The organism is Microbacterium excoecariae, from assembly GCF_011326725.1.
GTDB lineage: Bacteria > Actinomycetota > Actinomycetes > Actinomycetales > Microbacteriaceae > Microbacterium > Microbacterium excoecariae.
Map to the genome: position 1 here is coordinate 154,985 of NZ_JAANCO010000001.1, position 15,568 is coordinate 170,552.

14 protein-coding genes are annotated in these 15,568 nt (G+C 73.1%); 5 read left to right on the forward strand and 9 right to left on the reverse strand.

Annotated elements, in window-relative coordinates:
* Positions 1 to 7 precede the first annotated feature (7 nt).
* The 7 genes from G8E01_RS00650 to G8E01_RS00680 are packed head-to-tail and all read right to left on the reverse strand — an operon-like array spanning position 8 to position 7,386.
* A complete protein-coding gene (locus G8E01_RS00650) occupies positions 8 to 625 on the reverse strand; it encodes an alkylhydroperoxidase domain protein (RefSeq protein ID WP_166314446.1) in 618 nt (205 codons plus the stop codon).
* Complete coding sequence (locus G8E01_RS00655; protein ID WP_166314448.1) at positions 622 to 1,224, reverse strand: CMD domain protein; 603 nt, start codon at positions 1,222 to 1,224, stop codon at positions 622 to 624. The genes G8E01_RS00650 and G8E01_RS00655 overlap by 4 nt, the downstream gene beginning before the upstream one ends.
* On the reverse strand, positions 1,221 to 2,288 hold the full coding sequence (locus G8E01_RS00660; protein ID WP_166314450.1) for a putative FMN-dependent luciferase-like monooxygenase: 1,068 nt from the start codon (positions 2,286 to 2,288) through the stop codon (positions 1,221 to 1,223). The genes G8E01_RS00655 and G8E01_RS00660 overlap by 4 nt, the downstream gene beginning before the upstream one ends.
* Positions 2,285 to 3,934 (reverse strand): dipeptide ABC transporter ATP-binding protein, encoded by a 1,650-nt coding sequence (locus G8E01_RS00665; RefSeq protein ID WP_166314452.1) that lies wholly within the window; start codon positions 3,932 to 3,934, stop codon positions 2,285 to 2,287. Before G8E01_RS00665 ends, G8E01_RS00660 begins: the two co-directional genes overlap by 4 nt.
* Entirely contained in the window at positions 3,931 to 4,770 is an 840-nt protein-coding gene (locus G8E01_RS00670; RefSeq protein ID WP_166314454.1) for an ABC transporter permease, read from the reverse strand. Before G8E01_RS00670 ends, G8E01_RS00665 begins: the two co-directional genes overlap by 4 nt.
* Positions 4,767 to 5,732 carry an ABC transporter permease gene (locus tag G8E01_RS00675; protein WP_166314456.1) on the reverse strand — a complete coding sequence of 322 codons (966 nt, stop codon included), beginning with the start codon at positions 5,730 to 5,732 and terminating at the stop codon, positions 4,767 to 4,769. Before G8E01_RS00675 ends, G8E01_RS00670 begins: the two co-directional genes overlap by 4 nt.
* Positions 5,733 to 5,736: 4 nt before the next feature.
* Complete coding sequence (locus G8E01_RS00680) at positions 5,737 to 7,386, reverse strand: TIGR04028 family ABC transporter substrate-binding protein (protein ID WP_166314458.1); 1,650 nt, start codon at positions 7,384 to 7,386, stop codon at positions 5,737 to 5,739.
* A 307-nt stretch (positions 7,387 to 7,693) separates the two neighbouring features.
* On the opposite strand from G8E01_RS00680, the gene G8E01_RS00685 reads away from it, so the two are divergent.
* Genes G8E01_RS00685 through G8E01_RS00700 form a run of 4 tightly spaced genes read left to right on the forward strand, consistent with a single transcriptional unit; the run spans position 7,694 to position 11,962 of the window.
* On the forward strand, positions 7,694 to 8,821 hold the full coding sequence (locus tag G8E01_RS00685) for a Gfo/Idh/MocA family protein (RefSeq protein ID WP_240921259.1): 1,128 nt from the start codon (positions 7,694 to 7,696) through the stop codon (positions 8,819 to 8,821).
* A gap of 5 nt (positions 8,822 to 8,826) precedes the next feature.
* On the forward strand, positions 8,827 to 10,032 hold the full coding sequence (locus G8E01_RS00690) for a DUF993 family protein (RefSeq protein WP_166314462.1): 1,206 nt from the start codon (positions 8,827 to 8,829) through the stop codon (positions 10,030 to 10,032).
* A complete protein-coding gene (locus G8E01_RS00695; protein ID WP_166314464.1) occupies positions 10,029 to 10,919 on the forward strand; it encodes a sugar phosphate isomerase/epimerase family protein in 891 nt (296 codons plus the stop codon). Before G8E01_RS00690 ends, G8E01_RS00695 begins: the two co-directional genes overlap by 4 nt.
* Positions 10,916 to 11,962: a LacI family DNA-binding transcriptional regulator gene (locus tag G8E01_RS00700; protein WP_166314466.1), complete on the forward strand. Its 1,047-nt coding sequence runs from the start codon at positions 10,916 to 10,918 to the stop codon at positions 11,960 to 11,962. The genes G8E01_RS00695 and G8E01_RS00700 overlap by 4 nt, the downstream gene beginning before the upstream one ends.
* A 64-nt stretch (positions 11,963 to 12,026) precedes the next feature.
* Here G8E01_RS00700 and G8E01_RS00705 read toward each other — a convergent pair whose 3' ends face one another.
* The gene (locus tag G8E01_RS00705; protein WP_166314468.1) at positions 12,027 to 12,737 is read right to left on the reverse strand and encodes a GTP pyrophosphokinase; all 711 of its coding nucleotides are present in this window, start codon (positions 12,735 to 12,737) and stop codon (positions 12,027 to 12,029) included.
* A gap of 85 nt (positions 12,738 to 12,822) precedes the next feature.
* Here G8E01_RS00705 and G8E01_RS00710 point away from each other — a divergent pair, with 85 nt between their 5' ends.
* A complete protein-coding gene (locus G8E01_RS00710) occupies positions 12,823 to 14,328 on the forward strand; it encodes a carboxylesterase/lipase family protein (protein WP_166314470.1) in 1,506 nt (501 codons plus the stop codon).
* Between the two features lie 9 nt (positions 14,329 to 14,337).
* Here the strand turns inward: G8E01_RS00710 and G8E01_RS00715 are convergent, their stop codons facing one another.
* Positions 14,338 to 15,327 (reverse strand): LLM class F420-dependent oxidoreductase, encoded by a 990-nt coding sequence (locus tag G8E01_RS00715; RefSeq protein ID WP_166314472.1) that lies wholly within the window; start codon positions 15,325 to 15,327, stop codon positions 14,338 to 14,340.
* Between the last annotated feature and the right edge of the window lie 241 nt (positions 15,328 to 15,568).

Sequence of the window (15,568 nt, forward strand, 5' to 3'; positions counted from 1 at the left end):
GCGCCGATCAGGCCCCGCGGCGGGCGGGCACCTCAGGCTCGCCGAGCGAGAGCATCAGGCGATTGGCCCAGTTGAAGAAGGCCGCGCCGCCGATGACGTCCACGATCTCCGCATCGTCGAGGCCGGCCTCCGCGAGCGCCGCGATATCGGCCTCCCCGAACGCCAGCGGGGTGTCGGCGAGGGCGACCGAGGCGCGCACGACGGCGTTCCAGGTCGCGTCGCCGAAGTCGGCGCCGGTGCCCTCGTCGAGGAGGCGCTGCACGTCCGCCTCCCGGTCCGACTCGCGGGTGGCGGCCGCGGCGTGCACGTGCGCGCAGAACACGCAGCCGTTGTGCCGCGAGGTCGCCGCCGCCGCCAGTTCGCGCTCGGCCCGGCCGATGCCGCCCTCGACATTGAAGAAGATGTCGAGGTCGGTGAGCGTGCGCGCCCGCAGCGCGTCCGGGTCGCGCGCGAGCAGCCGGAAGTACGGCATCTTCGCGCGCGCGGGCTCGATCAGCGCGTCGCGCTGCGCGGGCGTCAGCTCGGCCTCCGCGACGGGAAGCAGCCACGGGACCCACCCGAGTCCGCGCTGGGTGAAGGCGTCCGGGCGGTCGAGGTCCGGGTAGTCGATCACGAGGTCACTCATGCGGCGCTCCTTGCCGAGTGGTGGGCGGACAGCGCGCGCAAGCCCCAGGCGACGCGCAGCTGGAAGGACAGGAAGGCGACGAGCTGGGAGAGCGAGACGATGTCGTCGGCGCCCCACCCCGCCGAGACGAGCGCGCGAAGCGCATCCGGCCGCGCCTCGCGCGGCCGGAAGACGAGCAGGTGCGCGTGCGTGAGGGCGGCGCCGAGACGCCCGCCGAGGGCGTCGTCGCTCGCGACCCACCGCAGCCCCTCGCTCCCCTCGGCGGCGAGCCCGGGCTCGCGGTACGCGCCGTACGGGCCCGAGGCGCGGCCCGACTCGGCGGCGCGCTCCACCGGATCCAGGAGCTCGGGCGCCTCGTCGCCGAGGAGGTCGGCGTAGAACTCCGCCGCCTCCGCGAAGCCGTGCAGGCGCGCCACGAAGGTGGCGACGGCGTAGCGCTCGGAGAGCGCGAACGCGCCCGGATCCGCCGGCTCGAGGAGCGCCTCGAAGCTGCGCTGCGCGTTCCGTCGCGCCTCGGGGCGCAGGTCTCGGACGTCCGAGAGCGGGCTCCCGGGGGCGATCCCCGCGAGCAGGTCGATGATGTCCGCGTTCGTGGTCATGACGTGGCCTCGCTTGTCGTGGTGAGGGAGTGGTGGGCTGCCGCGAGCGCGGAGGCGGCCTCGGCCCCCACCGCGTAGCCGAGCTGCGGCGCGACCTCGGTCGCGAGCAGCTCGATCGACCGCAGGGTGGTCTCGTGCGTCGCGGGCACGGAGTGCACCTGGAAGGTGACGTCGGTCGCCGCGGCGATCGCGCCGTCGGCCGCGAGCGAGGCGACGACCTCGTCCGCCGTGCCGATGTGCGTGTCGGTCAGGCGCACGAGGTCGTCGAGGCCCACGCCCGACGCGTCGACGCCGAAGGTCGTCTCGACGAGCCGGCGCAGGGGCTCGCGCGCGCTCTCGAGGACCCGCGTGCGGTCCTCCGGATCCACGACCACCGCGGTGCGCGAGGCAAGAATCCGCGGCACGGCCGCGTCGGGAAGGGCCGCACGGTACGCCTCGATGATCGGCAGCTGCACCGCGGACAGCGGCGCGTCGATCGGGAGGCCGGGCCGGGGCTGCGTGCGCGACAGCATGAGCCCGTCCCCACGGGCGCCGGCGCGCGCGCCGCCGTCGGCGGAGAACGTCGCCTGCCAGATCCGCTCGCCGAGCGAGCCGCCCGCAGGGTACATGCGCGAGTCGGTGCCGCGCAGGGACCGGCCCGCGAGCGCGTCGGCGAAGACCGCGAGGTGGTCGGCGAAGATCGCCCGACGCGCGGCCGGATCCCGCCCGAACGCCGCGAACGAGCTCGGCGTGCCGCCCGCCGCGACGCCGAGCTGCACCCGGCCGCCGCTCATGTGGTCGAGCACGGCGGCGTCCTCGGCCGCCCGGACGGGGTCGTCGATGGGGAGCGTGAGGACCGCCGTGCCGAGCGCAATGCGCGAGGTCTGCGCGGCCGCGGCCGCCAGCAGCACGAAGGGCGACGGCAGCCCGCCCTCGTCCTCGCCGAAGTGGTGTTGGGCGACCCACGCCGAGGCGAATCCCACCCGCTCGGCCTGGACGATCTGCTCGATCGCGAACCGGTACCGGTCGGCCGCCGGCGCGTCCTCGAGCAATCGCGAGAAGAATCCCAGTCGCGGTCCCGTCATCGTGCGTCCTCCTTCGAGTGTGCGCCGCCCCCGCGGAACAGGGTTCCGGGGATCGCGGCGAGAAGCTGCTGTGTGTAATCGTCGCGCGGATCCTCCAGCACCTGGCGCGCCTCGCCCGCCTCGACCTGGCGGCCGCGCCGCAGCACCGACACGGTGTCGGCGATCTGGCGCACGACCCCGAGGTCGTGCGAGATGAACACATACGTCAGCCCGAGCTCGCCCTGGAGGCGCGCGAGCAGCCGGAGGATCTGCGCCTGCACCGTCACGTCGAGCGCCGAGACGGCCTCGTCGAGAACGACGACCTCGGGCTCGAGGATCAGGGCGCGCGCGATGGCGACGCGCTGGCGTTGGCCGCCCGACAGCTCCCGCGGTCGGCGGCGCGCGATCTCGGGCCGCAGCGCGACCTGCTCGAGAGCGTGCGCGACGCGGTCCGCGCGATCCGCGCGGTCCCCGATCCGGAAGTTCTTGAGCGGCTCCTCCAGGATCCGCTCGATGCTCTGGCGCGGATCCAGGGATCCGAACGGGTTCTGGTACACGAGCTGCGCGGTGCGCCGGAACGCGCGCGCCACGGGGCCGTCCGTGACGGTCGTGTCGGCGACGCGGATCGTTCCCGCCGTCGGCGACGACAGGCCCACGATGCTGCGCCCCGTCGTCGTCTTGCCGGATCCCGACTCTCCGACGATCGCGTGCGTCGTGCCGCGGGCCACGGTGAAGCTGACGTCGTCCACCGCGCGCAGGGGAGCGCGCCCCGCGCCGCGGGAGAACTCCTGCACGAGGCCGGCGACCTCGATGATCGGGCGCGCGCCCCGCGGCTCCCGCGGCGGGGTGCGCGGGGCGGTGCGGCCCAGCGCCGGCGCGTCCGCGATCAGCGCGCGGGTGTACTCCGCGCGCGGGGCGGCGAGCACCTCCGCCGACGGCCCGCTCTCCTGCACCGCACCGCCCTGCATGACGACGATCTCGTCCGACCGATCCGCCGCGACGGCGAGGTCGTGCGTGATGAACAGGATCCCCGCGCCCGTGTCCCGGCGCAGGTTGTCGAGGAGGTCGAGGACGGTGCGCTGCACGGTCACGTCGAGGGCGCTCGTCGGCTCATCGGCGATGATGAGCGCGGGCGACGCGGCGAGCGCGGCCGCGATGAGGACGCGCTGGCGCATCCCGCCCGACAGCTGGTGCGGGAACTGGCGCGCCCGCACCTCCGGGTCGTCGATGCCGACGCGCTCGAGCAGATCGAGCACGCGTGAGCGGATCGCGCGCGCGTCGCGCCAGCCGTGGATCCGGAGCGTCTCGCCGACGCTCGAGCCGATCGTCGCCACCGGGTTCAGCGAGCTGCCCGGATCCTGCGGGACGAGGCCGATCGAGCGGCCCCGCACCCCGCGCCAGCGCCGCTCGCTCAGACCGACGAGCTCGATGGATTCGGCCCCGCCCGCGGCGAGGCGGATGCTTCCGCCGGTCACCCGGCCGTTGTCCGCGAGCAGGCCGATCACGGACTGCGCCACGGACGTCTTGCCCGAGCCCGACTCGCCGACGAGCGCGGTGACGCGCCCGGGGTGCACGTCGAGCGAGACGCCGCGCACGGCCTCGACCACGCCATGACGGGTGTCGTACGCGACCGCGAGGTCGCGGATCCTGAGCAGCGCAGCGCTCACGCGGACGCACCCCCTCGGATGGCCTGGCTCAGCCGGTTGGTCGAGAGCACGACGGCGACGACCACGAGCCCGGGGAGAACCGTGAGCCACCACGCGGTCGCGACGTAGTCGCGCCCCTCGGCGATCAACAGCCCCCACTCGGCCGTAGGCGGCGGGGCGCCGTACCCGAGGAATCCGAGCGTCGAAATCTGCAGAATGGCGGATCCGAGCTGGAGCGCGGCGAGCGCGATCACGGGCGTCAGGGAGTTCGGCAGGACGTGGCGCAGGAGCACGCCGAGGCGCGTCCCGCCCGACCCGTACGCGGCCTCGAGGTATTCGCTCACCCGCACGCCCACGACCTCGGCGCGCGACAGGCGCGCGAACACGGCGATCGACGTGGCGCCGACGGCGATCGCGGCGTTGGTCGTACCGAATCCGAGGAGGATGACGACCGACAGTGACAGCAGCAGGCCGGGGATCGCGAGGAGCACGTCGACGAGGCGCATGAGGACCTCCTCGACCGCCCCGCCCGTTGCGCCGGCCGTGACGCCGAGCGCGGTGCCGACGACGAGGCCCACGAGCACCGCGACGAGCGCGCCGGTGAGGGACTGCGAGGCGCCGTAGATGACGCGCGCGAAGACGTCGCGCCCCGTGGCGTCCGTGCCGAACCAGTGCGCCCCGGACGGCGCCTGCAGAGACGGCGCGACCGTGTCGGTCGGGCTCGTCGCCGTAAACAGGCCGGGCGCGAACGCCCAGGCCACGGCGATCGCGAGCACGACGACGGAGACGATGAGACCGGGCGCGAGGCGGGCGCGGCGGGCCGCGACGCGGGGGCGTCCGAGGGCGAGGGCGGTCATCGCGCGAGCTCCTTTCGGCGAGCGGGCGCGGATCCGCGCGTCCGAAGGCGCGGATCCAGCACGGGGTAGAGCAGGTCGACCACGAGGTTGATCGCGACGAACGTCACGGTCGAGATCACTACGACGGCGAGGAGGACGGGGGTGTCGCGGTTGGCCACGGCCTGCGCCGTGATCTGCCCGATGCCATTGCGGCCGAAGACGGTCTCCGTGACGACGGCACCGCCGACGAGCTCGCCGAACAGCAGGCCGGCCATCGTCAGGGTCGGCAGGAGCGCGTTCCGCACGACGTTGCGCCACAGCACCCAGGAGGCGCTGGCGCCGCGCGCGCGCACGACCTGAACGAACGGGCGCGCGCGCACGTCGTCGATGCTGCGCATCAGCACCTGCGCGAGCGGCGCGGCGATGGGGATCGCGAGGGTCAGGACCGGGAGGACGAGCGAGGCGGCGGGGCCCGCGCCGATCGCGGGGATCCAACGCAGCTCGAAGGAGAAGATCTGGATCAGGACGATGCCCACCCAGAACACCGGCAGCGAGACGAACAGCGGCGGCAGGGCCCGAAAGCCGCGGCGGATCCACTCCCACCCGCCGTACGTCGCCGTGAACGCGATCGTGACCGCGAGGAACACGGCGAGGACGAGCCCGAGGCTCGCGAGGGTCAGCGTCGCCGGAAGGTTCGCGGCGAGGAGGTCGGAGACGGCGGCTCCGCTCTGCACCGAATACCCGAGGTCGCCGTGGAGGAACCCGGCGGCGGCGTCAAGATAGCGCAGCACGAGTGGCCGGTCGACGCCGTACGCGGCGCGGATCTCCTCGATCTGCTCCGGCGTGAGGCCGAGGTCGGGGTTTCCGTAGCGGGCGAGGACGGCGTCGCCGGGCAGCGCCGCGAGGAGCAGGTACGCCACCGTGAAGGCGGCCACCAGCACCACGAGCGACTGCCCGACGCGCCGCAGCGCGGGAATCAGCACGCGATCAGCCCGCCAGCCAGGTGTCGTAGAACGCCGGGCGCCCCACCGACTCCGTGCGGAATCCGCCGACGGTGTCGATGTAGCCGAACACCTGCGGCTCCTCGAAGAACGGCAGGATGTAGGCCTGGTCCGCGAGCCGCTGCTGCGCGGCGGCCGACGCCTCGATCCGCCCCTCCTCGGTGCTCGCCGAGGCGATCTCGTCGAGCAGGGCGTCGAGCTCCTCGTCCCCGACGGATCCGTCCGGGTAGCCGTTCAGGAGCGCGTCGCGGTTGGCCGAGGAGTACTGCGACTTGAGCACGTCGTAGTCGGCGCGGCCGACCATCGAGTGGTACACCTGCAGCGCCCCGACCTCGGCGCGCGCGGCGTCCTGCGCGGCCTGGTCTCCGGGCAGGAGCGAGACCTCGACCCCGACCTCGCGGAGCTGCTCCCGCACGAGCGTGATGACCTCGCGCGAGCGCGGCTGCGGGAGCGCCTCGTTGAACGTGAGCGCGAGCTTCTCCCCGTCCTTCTCGCGGATCCCGTCGGATCCGATCTCCCACCCGGCCTCGTCGAGCAGGCGCGTAGCCTCCTCGACGTCGTGCACGTAATACTCCGACGTGTCGACGTAGCCGAGGGCGCTCTCGGCGAGCGCGCCGGTCGCCAAGGGGTAGCTGTCCGTGAACAGCGTCTCGACGATCTCCTCGCGGTCGATCGCCGCGATGAGCGCCTGGCGCACGCGCACGTCCTCGAGAAGCGGATCCCGGAACCGGAAGCTGAGACCGTTGTTCACGCCGTTCGTGGACGCGGCGAGGAGCGAGAGCCCCTCGGCGTCGAACTGGGCCTCGTCCGGCGCCTCGACCTGCCGCGCGATGTGCGCCTGCTGCGTCGCGACGGTGCCGACCCGCACGCTGTCCTCGGGGACGACGAGAATCTCGATGGCGTCGAGGTACGCGCGCCCCTGGTGCGCGAACGACGGCGGCGCCCAGTCGTAGTCCTCGCGCGCCTCGAGCGACAGCGCGGTGCCGATCTCCTCGTCCGCGATCACGAACGGGCCGCTGCCGATGATCTCCGTCGCGTTTCCGGGCCCGAACTCCTCGCTCGTGCGCTCGAGCGTCGCGCTCGAGAGCAGGCCCGAGTTGATCGTCGAGACCGCCTGGGCGAAGCCGGGCGCGGGCGCCGAGAAGAAGAACCGGACGGTGCGGTCGTCGACGACCTCGCCGCGCTCGTAGTTGTTGATCGCCTCCGACACGGTGAGCGCGCGATCCGCGTCGCCCAGGCCGAACAGGTCGATGTTGCGCACGACGTTCTCCGCGTCGAGCGGGGAACCGTCCGAGTACGTGACCCCCTCGCGCAGGGTGAAGGTGTACTCCGTCGCGTCCTCGTTCACCGACCAGTCCTCGGCGATCCACGGCTCGAGCTCGAGCGTGTCGGGGTCCTGGTACAGCAGGCGGTCGGTGATGTTGTTGATCACGCCGCCGTTCGGGTAGAAGCCGCCGGCCGGCGAGTAGAGGGTGAGCCACGTCTGCGGCTCCAGGTAGGTCAGCGTGCCGCCCTGCTGCGGCTCGCCGTTCCCGGCGGATCCCGCGGGCGCGGCGCCTCCCGAGCAGCCGGCCAGGACACCGACGGCCGCGGCCATGGATACGGCGGCGAGGGCGATGCGCGGGAATCGGGACATGTGCTTCTCCTACCTGTCACAGGGGTGGCCGACCCGGCGGGCCGACACCGGAAGCTCAGCACTCCGGCGCCCCACGCGCACGCTCGCGGTTCACGCGAGGTAAGCGGGCTTCACACGCCGTCACACGCGGTCACGCACCGCCCCGCGCCCACGCGCGAGATTCCGCGGGAGAACGGTTGCCCGGATCCGCGGGATGTGTCACACTCGATGCATTCGGAAAGCGTTTACCGAACGACTTCACCCACGACAGCAAGGAAGCACCATCGTGACCGACAAGGCACCCGCCGTTCGCGAGATCGGCATCATCATGAACGGCGTCTCCGGGCGCATGGGCTACCGCCAGCACCTCGTGCGCTCGATCCTCGCGATCCGCGACGCGGGCGGCTTCGAGCTCACCGACGGCACCAAGGTCACGGTGCGCCCGCTGCTCGTCGGCCGCAGCGAGGCCAAGCTCGCCGAGATCGCCGCCGAGCACGGCATCGAGGACTACACGACCGACCTCGACGCGGCGCTCGCCGACCCGAAGTGGGAGATCTACGGCGACTTCCTCGTCACGAAGGCGCGGAGCGCCGCGCTCCGCAAGGCGATCGCGGCCGGCAAGACCATCTACACCGAGAAGCCGACGGCCGAGTCGCTCGAGGAGTCCCTCGAGATCGCGCAGCTCGCGAAGGACGCGGGCGTGAAGGCGGGCGTCGTGCACGACAAGCTCTACCTGCCGGGCCTGCAGAAGCTCAAGCGCCTCATCGACTCGGGCTTCTTCGGGCGGATCCTCTCTGTGCGCGGCGAGTTCGGGTACTGGGTCTTCGAGGGCGACTGGCAGGACGCGCAGCGCCCCAGCTGGAACTACCGCACGGAGGACGGTGGCGGCATCATCGTCGACATGTTCCCCCACTGGAACTACGTTCTCGAGAACCTCTTCGGCGAGGTCGAGAGCGTCTACGCGCACGCCTCGACGCACATCCCCGAGCGCTGGGACGAGGCCGGCGAGAAGTACACGGCGACCGCGGAGGACGCGGCGTACGGCATCTTCGAGCTCCCGGGCGGCGCGATCGCGCAGATCAACTCGAGCTGGACCACGCGCGTCGACCGCGACGAGCTCGTCCAGTTCCACGTCGACGGCACGCACGGATCCGCCGTCGTGGGCCTGTTCGGCGCCAAGATCCAGGAGCGCAACGCGACGCCGAAGCCCGTGTGGAACCCGGACCTCGAGGACCAGATCGACTACGACGCGACCTGGCAGAAGCTCCCGACCAACGACGTGTTCCTCAACGGCTTCCGCCAGCAGTGGCAGGAGTTCCTCACGAGCTACGTCCTGGGCACCGACTACCCCTTCGACCTTCTCGCCGGCGCGCGCGGCGTGCAGCTAGCCGAGGCCGGCCTGGAGTCGAGCCGCACCGGCGCCAAGGTCGCGCTCCCCGCGCTCTCGCTGGACTGACGACCATGAGCGACACCCTCACCCTGCTGGCGGCGGACGGATCCGTCACCTCCACGCCCCTGAACGACGCGCCGGGCTTCGACAAGCCGGCGGCCGGGCTGCGCTCGCGCGTGGCCTTCGCCGCCGCGCACGTCACCCCGCTCACGTGGGCCGACAACACGCCGGGACAGCCGGCCGAGATCGACTGGGACGCGACGCTCGGATTCCGCCGGGCGGTCTACTCGTGGGGCCTCGGCGTGGCCGACGCCATGGACACGGCGCAGCGCAACATGGGCCTCGACCCCGCCGCCGTGCGCGAGCTCATTGCGCGAAGCGCCGAGGTCGCCCGCGAGGAGGGCGGCCAGGTCGCCGTCGGCGTCAACACCGACCACCTCGAGAGCGAGACCGCCTCGCTGGCGGAGATCGTCGACGCCTACAAGGCCCAGCTGCACCACGCGGAGGAGCACGGCGCGATCCCCGTGCTCATGGCGAGCCGCCACCTCGCGCGCGCCGCCGGATCCGCCGACGACTACCGGCGGGTCTACCGCGCCGTCCTGGACGCGGCGACCACCCCCGTGGTCCTGCACTGGCTCGGGACCGCGTTCGATCCGCTGCTCGCGGGCTACTTCGGATCCGCGGCCTGGACCGCCGCCGCCGACGTCCTCGTCGACATCATCGCGGCGGATCCCGCCAAGATCTCCGGCGTGAAGATGAGCCTGCTGGACGCCGACGCCGAGGTGGCCGTGCGCGAGCGCCTCCCCGAGGGCGTGCGGATGTACACGGGCGACGACTTCAACTACGTCGGCCTCATCGGCGGCGCCGACGTGCCGCAGGCGACGCAGCCCGAGCGCTCCGCCGGCACCGACCGCACCCACTCGGACGCACTCCTCGGCGCGTTCGCGGCGATCACGCCGGTCGCGTCGGCGGCCATCCAGGCGCTCGACGCGGGCGACGCCGATCGGTACTACGCGCTCCTCGCGCCCACCGAAGCGCTCAGCCGCCAGGTCTTCGCGGCGCCGACGTTCTACTACAAGACGGGCGTGGCCTTCCTCGCCTGGCTGAACGGCCACCAGGCGGCGTTCCAGATGGTCGGCGGCCTGCACTCCGCGCGGAGCCTGCCCCACCTCAGCGAGATCGTGCGGCTCGCCAACGCGGCGCACGCGCTGGAGGATCCGCACCTCGCGGCAGAGCGCTGGCACGGAATGCTCGCCCTGAACGGAGTCACGCGATGACCGCCCCGCACCCCCGCCTGTCGATCAATCAGGCGACGATTAAGAAGACGACGGTCGCCGAGGCCATCGCCGTCACGCGCGAGGCGGGCATCGAGGCGATCGGGCTCTGGCGCGAGCAGGTGCAGGAGGCGGGCCTCGACGAGTCGGTGCGCATGATCGCCGACTCGGGCCTGCGCTATTCGACGCACTGCCGCGGCGGCTGGTTCACGGCCGAGGAGGGGCCCGCGCGCGTGGCCGCCCTCGACGACAACCGCCGAGCGATCGACGAGACCGCGGCCCTGGCCGCTGCGGGAGCGCCCGGCTCGAAGGCGGCGCTCGTCATCGTCGTGGGCGGGCTGCCGGAGGGATCCCGCGATCTCGTCGGCGCGCGCGAGCGCGTGCGCGACGCGGTCGCCCGGCTCGCGCCGCACGCCGAGGCGACGGGCGTGCAGCTCGCGCTCGAACCCCTGCACCCCATGTACGCCTCGGATCGGTCCGTGCTCTCCACGCTCGATCAGGCCCTCGATATCGCGGGCGACTTCGCCCCCGAGGTCGTCGGCGTCACGGTCGACACGTTCCATCTCTGGTGGGATCCGCAAGTCCTCGACAAGATCGCGCGCGCCGGCCGTGAGGGGCGCATCGCGTCGTACCAGGTGTGCGACTGGAAGACGCCGCTCGAGGCCGACAACCTCCTCTCGCGCCACTACCCCGGCGACGGCGTGATCGACTTCGGGCCCATGACTCGGGCCGTGGAGGCGACCGGCTACACGGGCGACATCGAGGTGGAGCTGCTGAACCAGGCGATCTGGGACACGGATCCGGCCACGGCCGTCGCCCGCACGATCGCGGGCTTCGAGCGGGCCGTTGCGCCCTTCCTCGCGGGCGCCCCGGTATCCTCCAGGGCATGACCTCACCGCCCGCCTCCCGCGCGCCGCAGCGCGCGGCGACGCTCCACGACGTCGCCCGGGAGGCGGGCGTTTCCCTGGCCACCGCGTCGCGCGTGCTCAACGGATCCACCCGCCGCGTCGCGGACTCGTACCGCGAGAAGGTCGAGGCGGCGGCCGCCGCCCTCGGATACTCCGCGAACCTCTCCGCCCAGGCCACGGCCCGCGGCACCTCGGCGACGCTCGCGCTCCTCGTCGCGAACATCGCCGACTCGTACTTCTCCCAGATCGCGGCCGGCGTCGCCGAGGCCGCCGACGGCGAGAACCTCGTCGTGACGATCGGGATCACCGACCGCTCCCCCGAGCGCGAGGCGCAGCTCGTGCGCTCGCTGCGCGGCCAGCGGCCCCGCGGCATCGTGCTCGCCGCCTCCCGCGCGCACCAGGCGCAGAACCCGCAGCTCACGCAGGCGCTCCAGGCGCTCGAGGAGTCGGGCGGCACGATCGTGACCCTCGGATCCGCCGCCGAGGGCGTCACGAGCCGCGTGGTCGGGATCGACAACCGCGGCGGGACGCGCGAGCTCGGCTCCACTCTCGCCGCCCTCGGCTACCGTTCCGCCCTCGTCATCGCCGCCATGGACGGGCTCGTCACGAGCGACGACCGCGTCGGGGGCTTCATCGAGGGCTTCACGGCGGGCGGCGGATCCGCCCCCGAGGTGCTCCGCGGATCCCTCACCCGCGACGCCGGGTACGCGATCATGGCGGCCGCCCTCGAGCGCGGCGTGCCGGAGGGGACCGTCGTGTTCGGCGTCTCCGATGTCGTGGCCTTCGGCGCCATGTCGGCCGTGCGCGACGCGGGCCGCGCCGTCGGCTCCGACATCGCGATCGCGGGCTTCGGCGACATCGACACGGGCCGCGACATCGTCCCGTCGCTGACGACCGCGCACGCCCCGCTCGAGGAGCTCGGGCGCCTCGCCGTGGAGGCCGCGACCGCGGAGACCTGGGTGAACCCGGATCCGCTGCCCGTCGAGGTGCTCGTCCGCGACAGCACGCCCCCGCGCGCCGCCTGACGCGCCGCGCGTCGCCTGACGCCCCGCGCGTCGCCTGACGCCCCGCTCGGCGCGGGCGGGCGGCCTACGCCGCGTGGGCGCCGCGGCCCGGGAGCTCGCGCGGGGCGGGGGCGGGCGCCGCGGGCTCCTCGGATCCGTGGACCTCGCGGTGCAGGCGCTCCATCTTCGCGTCCAGCTCGCTCGCGGTGAGCGCCGCCTCGCGGAGATCGTCGAGGAGGCCGGCGGGCACCTGCTTGTCGTACTTGTAGTAGATCTTGTGCTCGAGGCTCGCCCAGAAGTCCATCGCGATCGTGCGGAACTGCACCTCGACCGGCACGTGCACCGTGCCGCGCGGCAGGAACACCGGCACCTCCACGACCGCGTGCAGGCTCTTGTAGCCGTTGGCCTTGGGGTGGGCGATGTAGTCCTTCACGGTCATGACCCGCACGTCGTCCTGGCCGCACAGCAGCTCGAACAGCCGGTACGCGTCGCTCACGAAGCTGCAGGTGACGCGCACGCCCGCGACGTCGAGGATCTCGGCGCGAATCGCGTCCAGAGTGGGCTCGACGCCCTTGCGCTGGACCTTCTCGATCATCGAGTCGACGCTCTTGACCCGGCTGGACAGGTGCTCGATGGGGTTGTGGGAGTGCTGGTGCTCGAAGTCGTCGCGCAAGATCTCGAGCTTCGTCTCGATCTCCCGCATCCCGAACCGGTACTCGTTGAGGAAGCGCTGCATGTCATCGCGCAGCTCGCGCGCGCGGGCGAGGACGCTCTCGTCCACCTGAACCTGGGCCATGACCGCAGGCTACGGGCTGCGGCTGACACCGCGTATGCGCCGGCTATGGATCCGCCGTGGCCCGCCGGTTCGCTACGCTCGGCCCATGACGCGTGACGTCCCGACCGAGATCCGCGGGGTCCCCCTCATCGATGGGCGCACGTCGCCGCGCGCGGGCCGCTCGGATCCGCTCGTCGCGACCTCGGCCGGGCGCGTGCGCGGGTTCTGGCGCGGCGACTGCGCGACCTTCCTCGGCATCCCGTACGCGGCGGCGCCGGTGGGCCAGGCGGCGTACGAGGCGCCCGTCCCGCACGCGGGGTGGGACGGGATCCGCGACGCCACACGGCAGGGCGCGACGCCCCAGCGGGGCGACAACGGCGTCACGCTGATCCCCGAGCCGAGCGTGCCGGGACGGGAGACGCTCAACGTCAACGTCTTCACGCCGGATCCGTCGCGCCGGGCCGGGCTGCCCGTCGTCGTCTACATTCACGGCGGGGCGTATTCGTCCGGCTCCATCGCGAGCCCCTGGTACGACGGCGCCTCCTTCGCCCGCGACGGGGTCGTGACAGTCACCCTTTCGTACCGGATCGCGCACGCCGGGTTCGCGGGCGTGCGCGGCGCCCCGCACAACCGAGGCGTGCGCGACTGGCTGCTCGCGCTCGCCTGGGTCCGGGAGAACGCCCGCGCGTTTGGCGGCGACCCGGATCGCGTCACCCTCGCGGGGCAGTCGGCCGGCGGCGGCGCCGTCCTCACCCTCCTCGGCATCCCCGCCGCCCGCGGACTCTTCCATTCCGCGTGGAGCATGTCGCCGACGCTCGCCCACCTGACCGCGGAGGACGCGCTGCGCCTCGGCGACCGAATCGCCGCCGAGGCGGGGTGCGCGAACACCCCCGCGGCGCTCGCGGCGCTCCCCCGCGGCGTCCTCTCCGAGGCGCAGAAACCCCACATCCGCGGCGGGTCCGGGCCCTCCGCGCTCCGCCGCACGCTCTCCCGAGGCCTCCACGTCGGGCCCGTCGTCGACGGCGACCTGATCCCCCACCCCACGCTCGAGGCGCTCGCCGGCGGCGAAGGCGCGTCGGTGCCGCTGGTGATCGGCTCGACCGACGACGAGTTCTCGATGGTCCTCGACCGGCACCGGCGCGCGCTCCGCTTCCTCCCCGCCGCCCCGCTCCTCGCGCTCGTCGGGCTCCACGGCGCCCGGCGCCGCGCGTATCGGCGCGCGAACGGCGACGTGCGCGGGACCGCGAACGTCCTCGGGCGCTACGCCACCGACGCGCTGTTCCGGCGCCACGTCGCCGCCGTCACGGCCGCCCGCGGGCCCGAGCGCACGTGGACCTACCGATTTTCCTGGCCCTCGCCGGCCACAGGCTGGGCCATGCACTGCCTCGACGTGCCGTTCTTCTTCGACGTGCCCCACGCCCACGGCGTCGCGCGCATCGCGGGAGACAACCCGCCGGCCGCGCTCGTCGACGCCGTGCACGGGTCCGCCACCCGCTTCGCACGGACCGGCGCGCCGGGGTGGGACGCCGCGCTCACGCGGGTGTTCGACGTCGAGACGCGCGACGTGACGGACGGCTACGCGTCCGTCACGCCGCTCGCCTCGCCGGCCTGACCCGCGCGCCTACGACAGCGCCGGGATGACCTGGCGCTCGAAGAGCTCGACGCCCGAGGTGTCGTATGCCAGCTCCGGGAAGTACCCGATCGCGTAGTCCACGCCCGCGTCCCGCAGCGCAGCGAGGCGCTCCGTGACCTGCTCGACCGTTCCGACGCCGGGCGCGCCCTGCGCGAAGTTCTGCACGTAGCCGGCGTGCTCCTCGCCGAGGTGCGGCGCCAGGCGATCCGCCACCGCCGCCACGCGATCGGCGACCTCCCGCTCCGTCTCCCCGATCACGACGTTGAGGTTCGTCGAGCGGGTGATCTCCGCGTGGTCGCGCCCGATCGCCTCGCAGTGGCCGCGGAGCACCTCGTCCTTGTGCCGGAACGTCTCGAGCTCGCCGGATCCGAAGTTCGTGTACTGCGCGTACTGCGCCGCGATCTTCAGCGTCACCTTCTCACCCCCGCCCGAGATCCACAGCGGGATCCCGCCCTCCTGCACGGGCATCGGCCGCACGATCGCGCCGTCGACCTGGTAGTACCGGCCGTCGAGGCTCGCGGATCCCGTCGTCCACGCCTGGCGCATGATGTCGACGCCCTCCCTGAGCGCCCGCAGCCGGTCGCCGATCGCGGGGAAGCCGTACCCGTACGCGCGCCACTCGTGCTCGTACCAGCCGCCGCCGATGCCCATCTCGACCCGGCCCGCCGACACGTGATCCACCGTCGCCGCCACCTTCGCGAGGTAGGCCGGGTTGCGGTAGCCCATGCACGTGCACATCTGCCCCAGCCGGACCCGGGAGGTCGACGCCGCGAACGCCGACATCAGGCTCCACGCCTCGTGCGTCGCCTCGTCGCTCGCCACCGGCGTCGTGTGAAAGTGGTCGTACACCCAGATCGACTCCCACGGGCCCTCGTCGGCCCGCTGAGCGAGGGAGCGCATCGTCTCCCACTGGTCGGACGGATCAATGCCGACGAGATCGAATCGCCAGCCTTGCGGGATGAATGTTCCGAAGCGCATGAGCGTCAGAGTAGTGGGTGGCGGGGTCGTGCGGGAGGGTCGGTGCCGGACGTCTGTGCGGGGCTTGGCGCCGCTCCGCGATCGGTTCCCGCCGGCGCATCCCGCGCGCTCGTTCCTCGCGCGCCCGCCAGACCCGAGCCAGCGCCGGCGAGAACCGATCGCTGCGCTCCGAGCGTCCGCTAGAACGGCGACCGGCCGGATCGCGTTGAGGCCTGCTGCATCCCGCGCGCTCGTTCCTCGC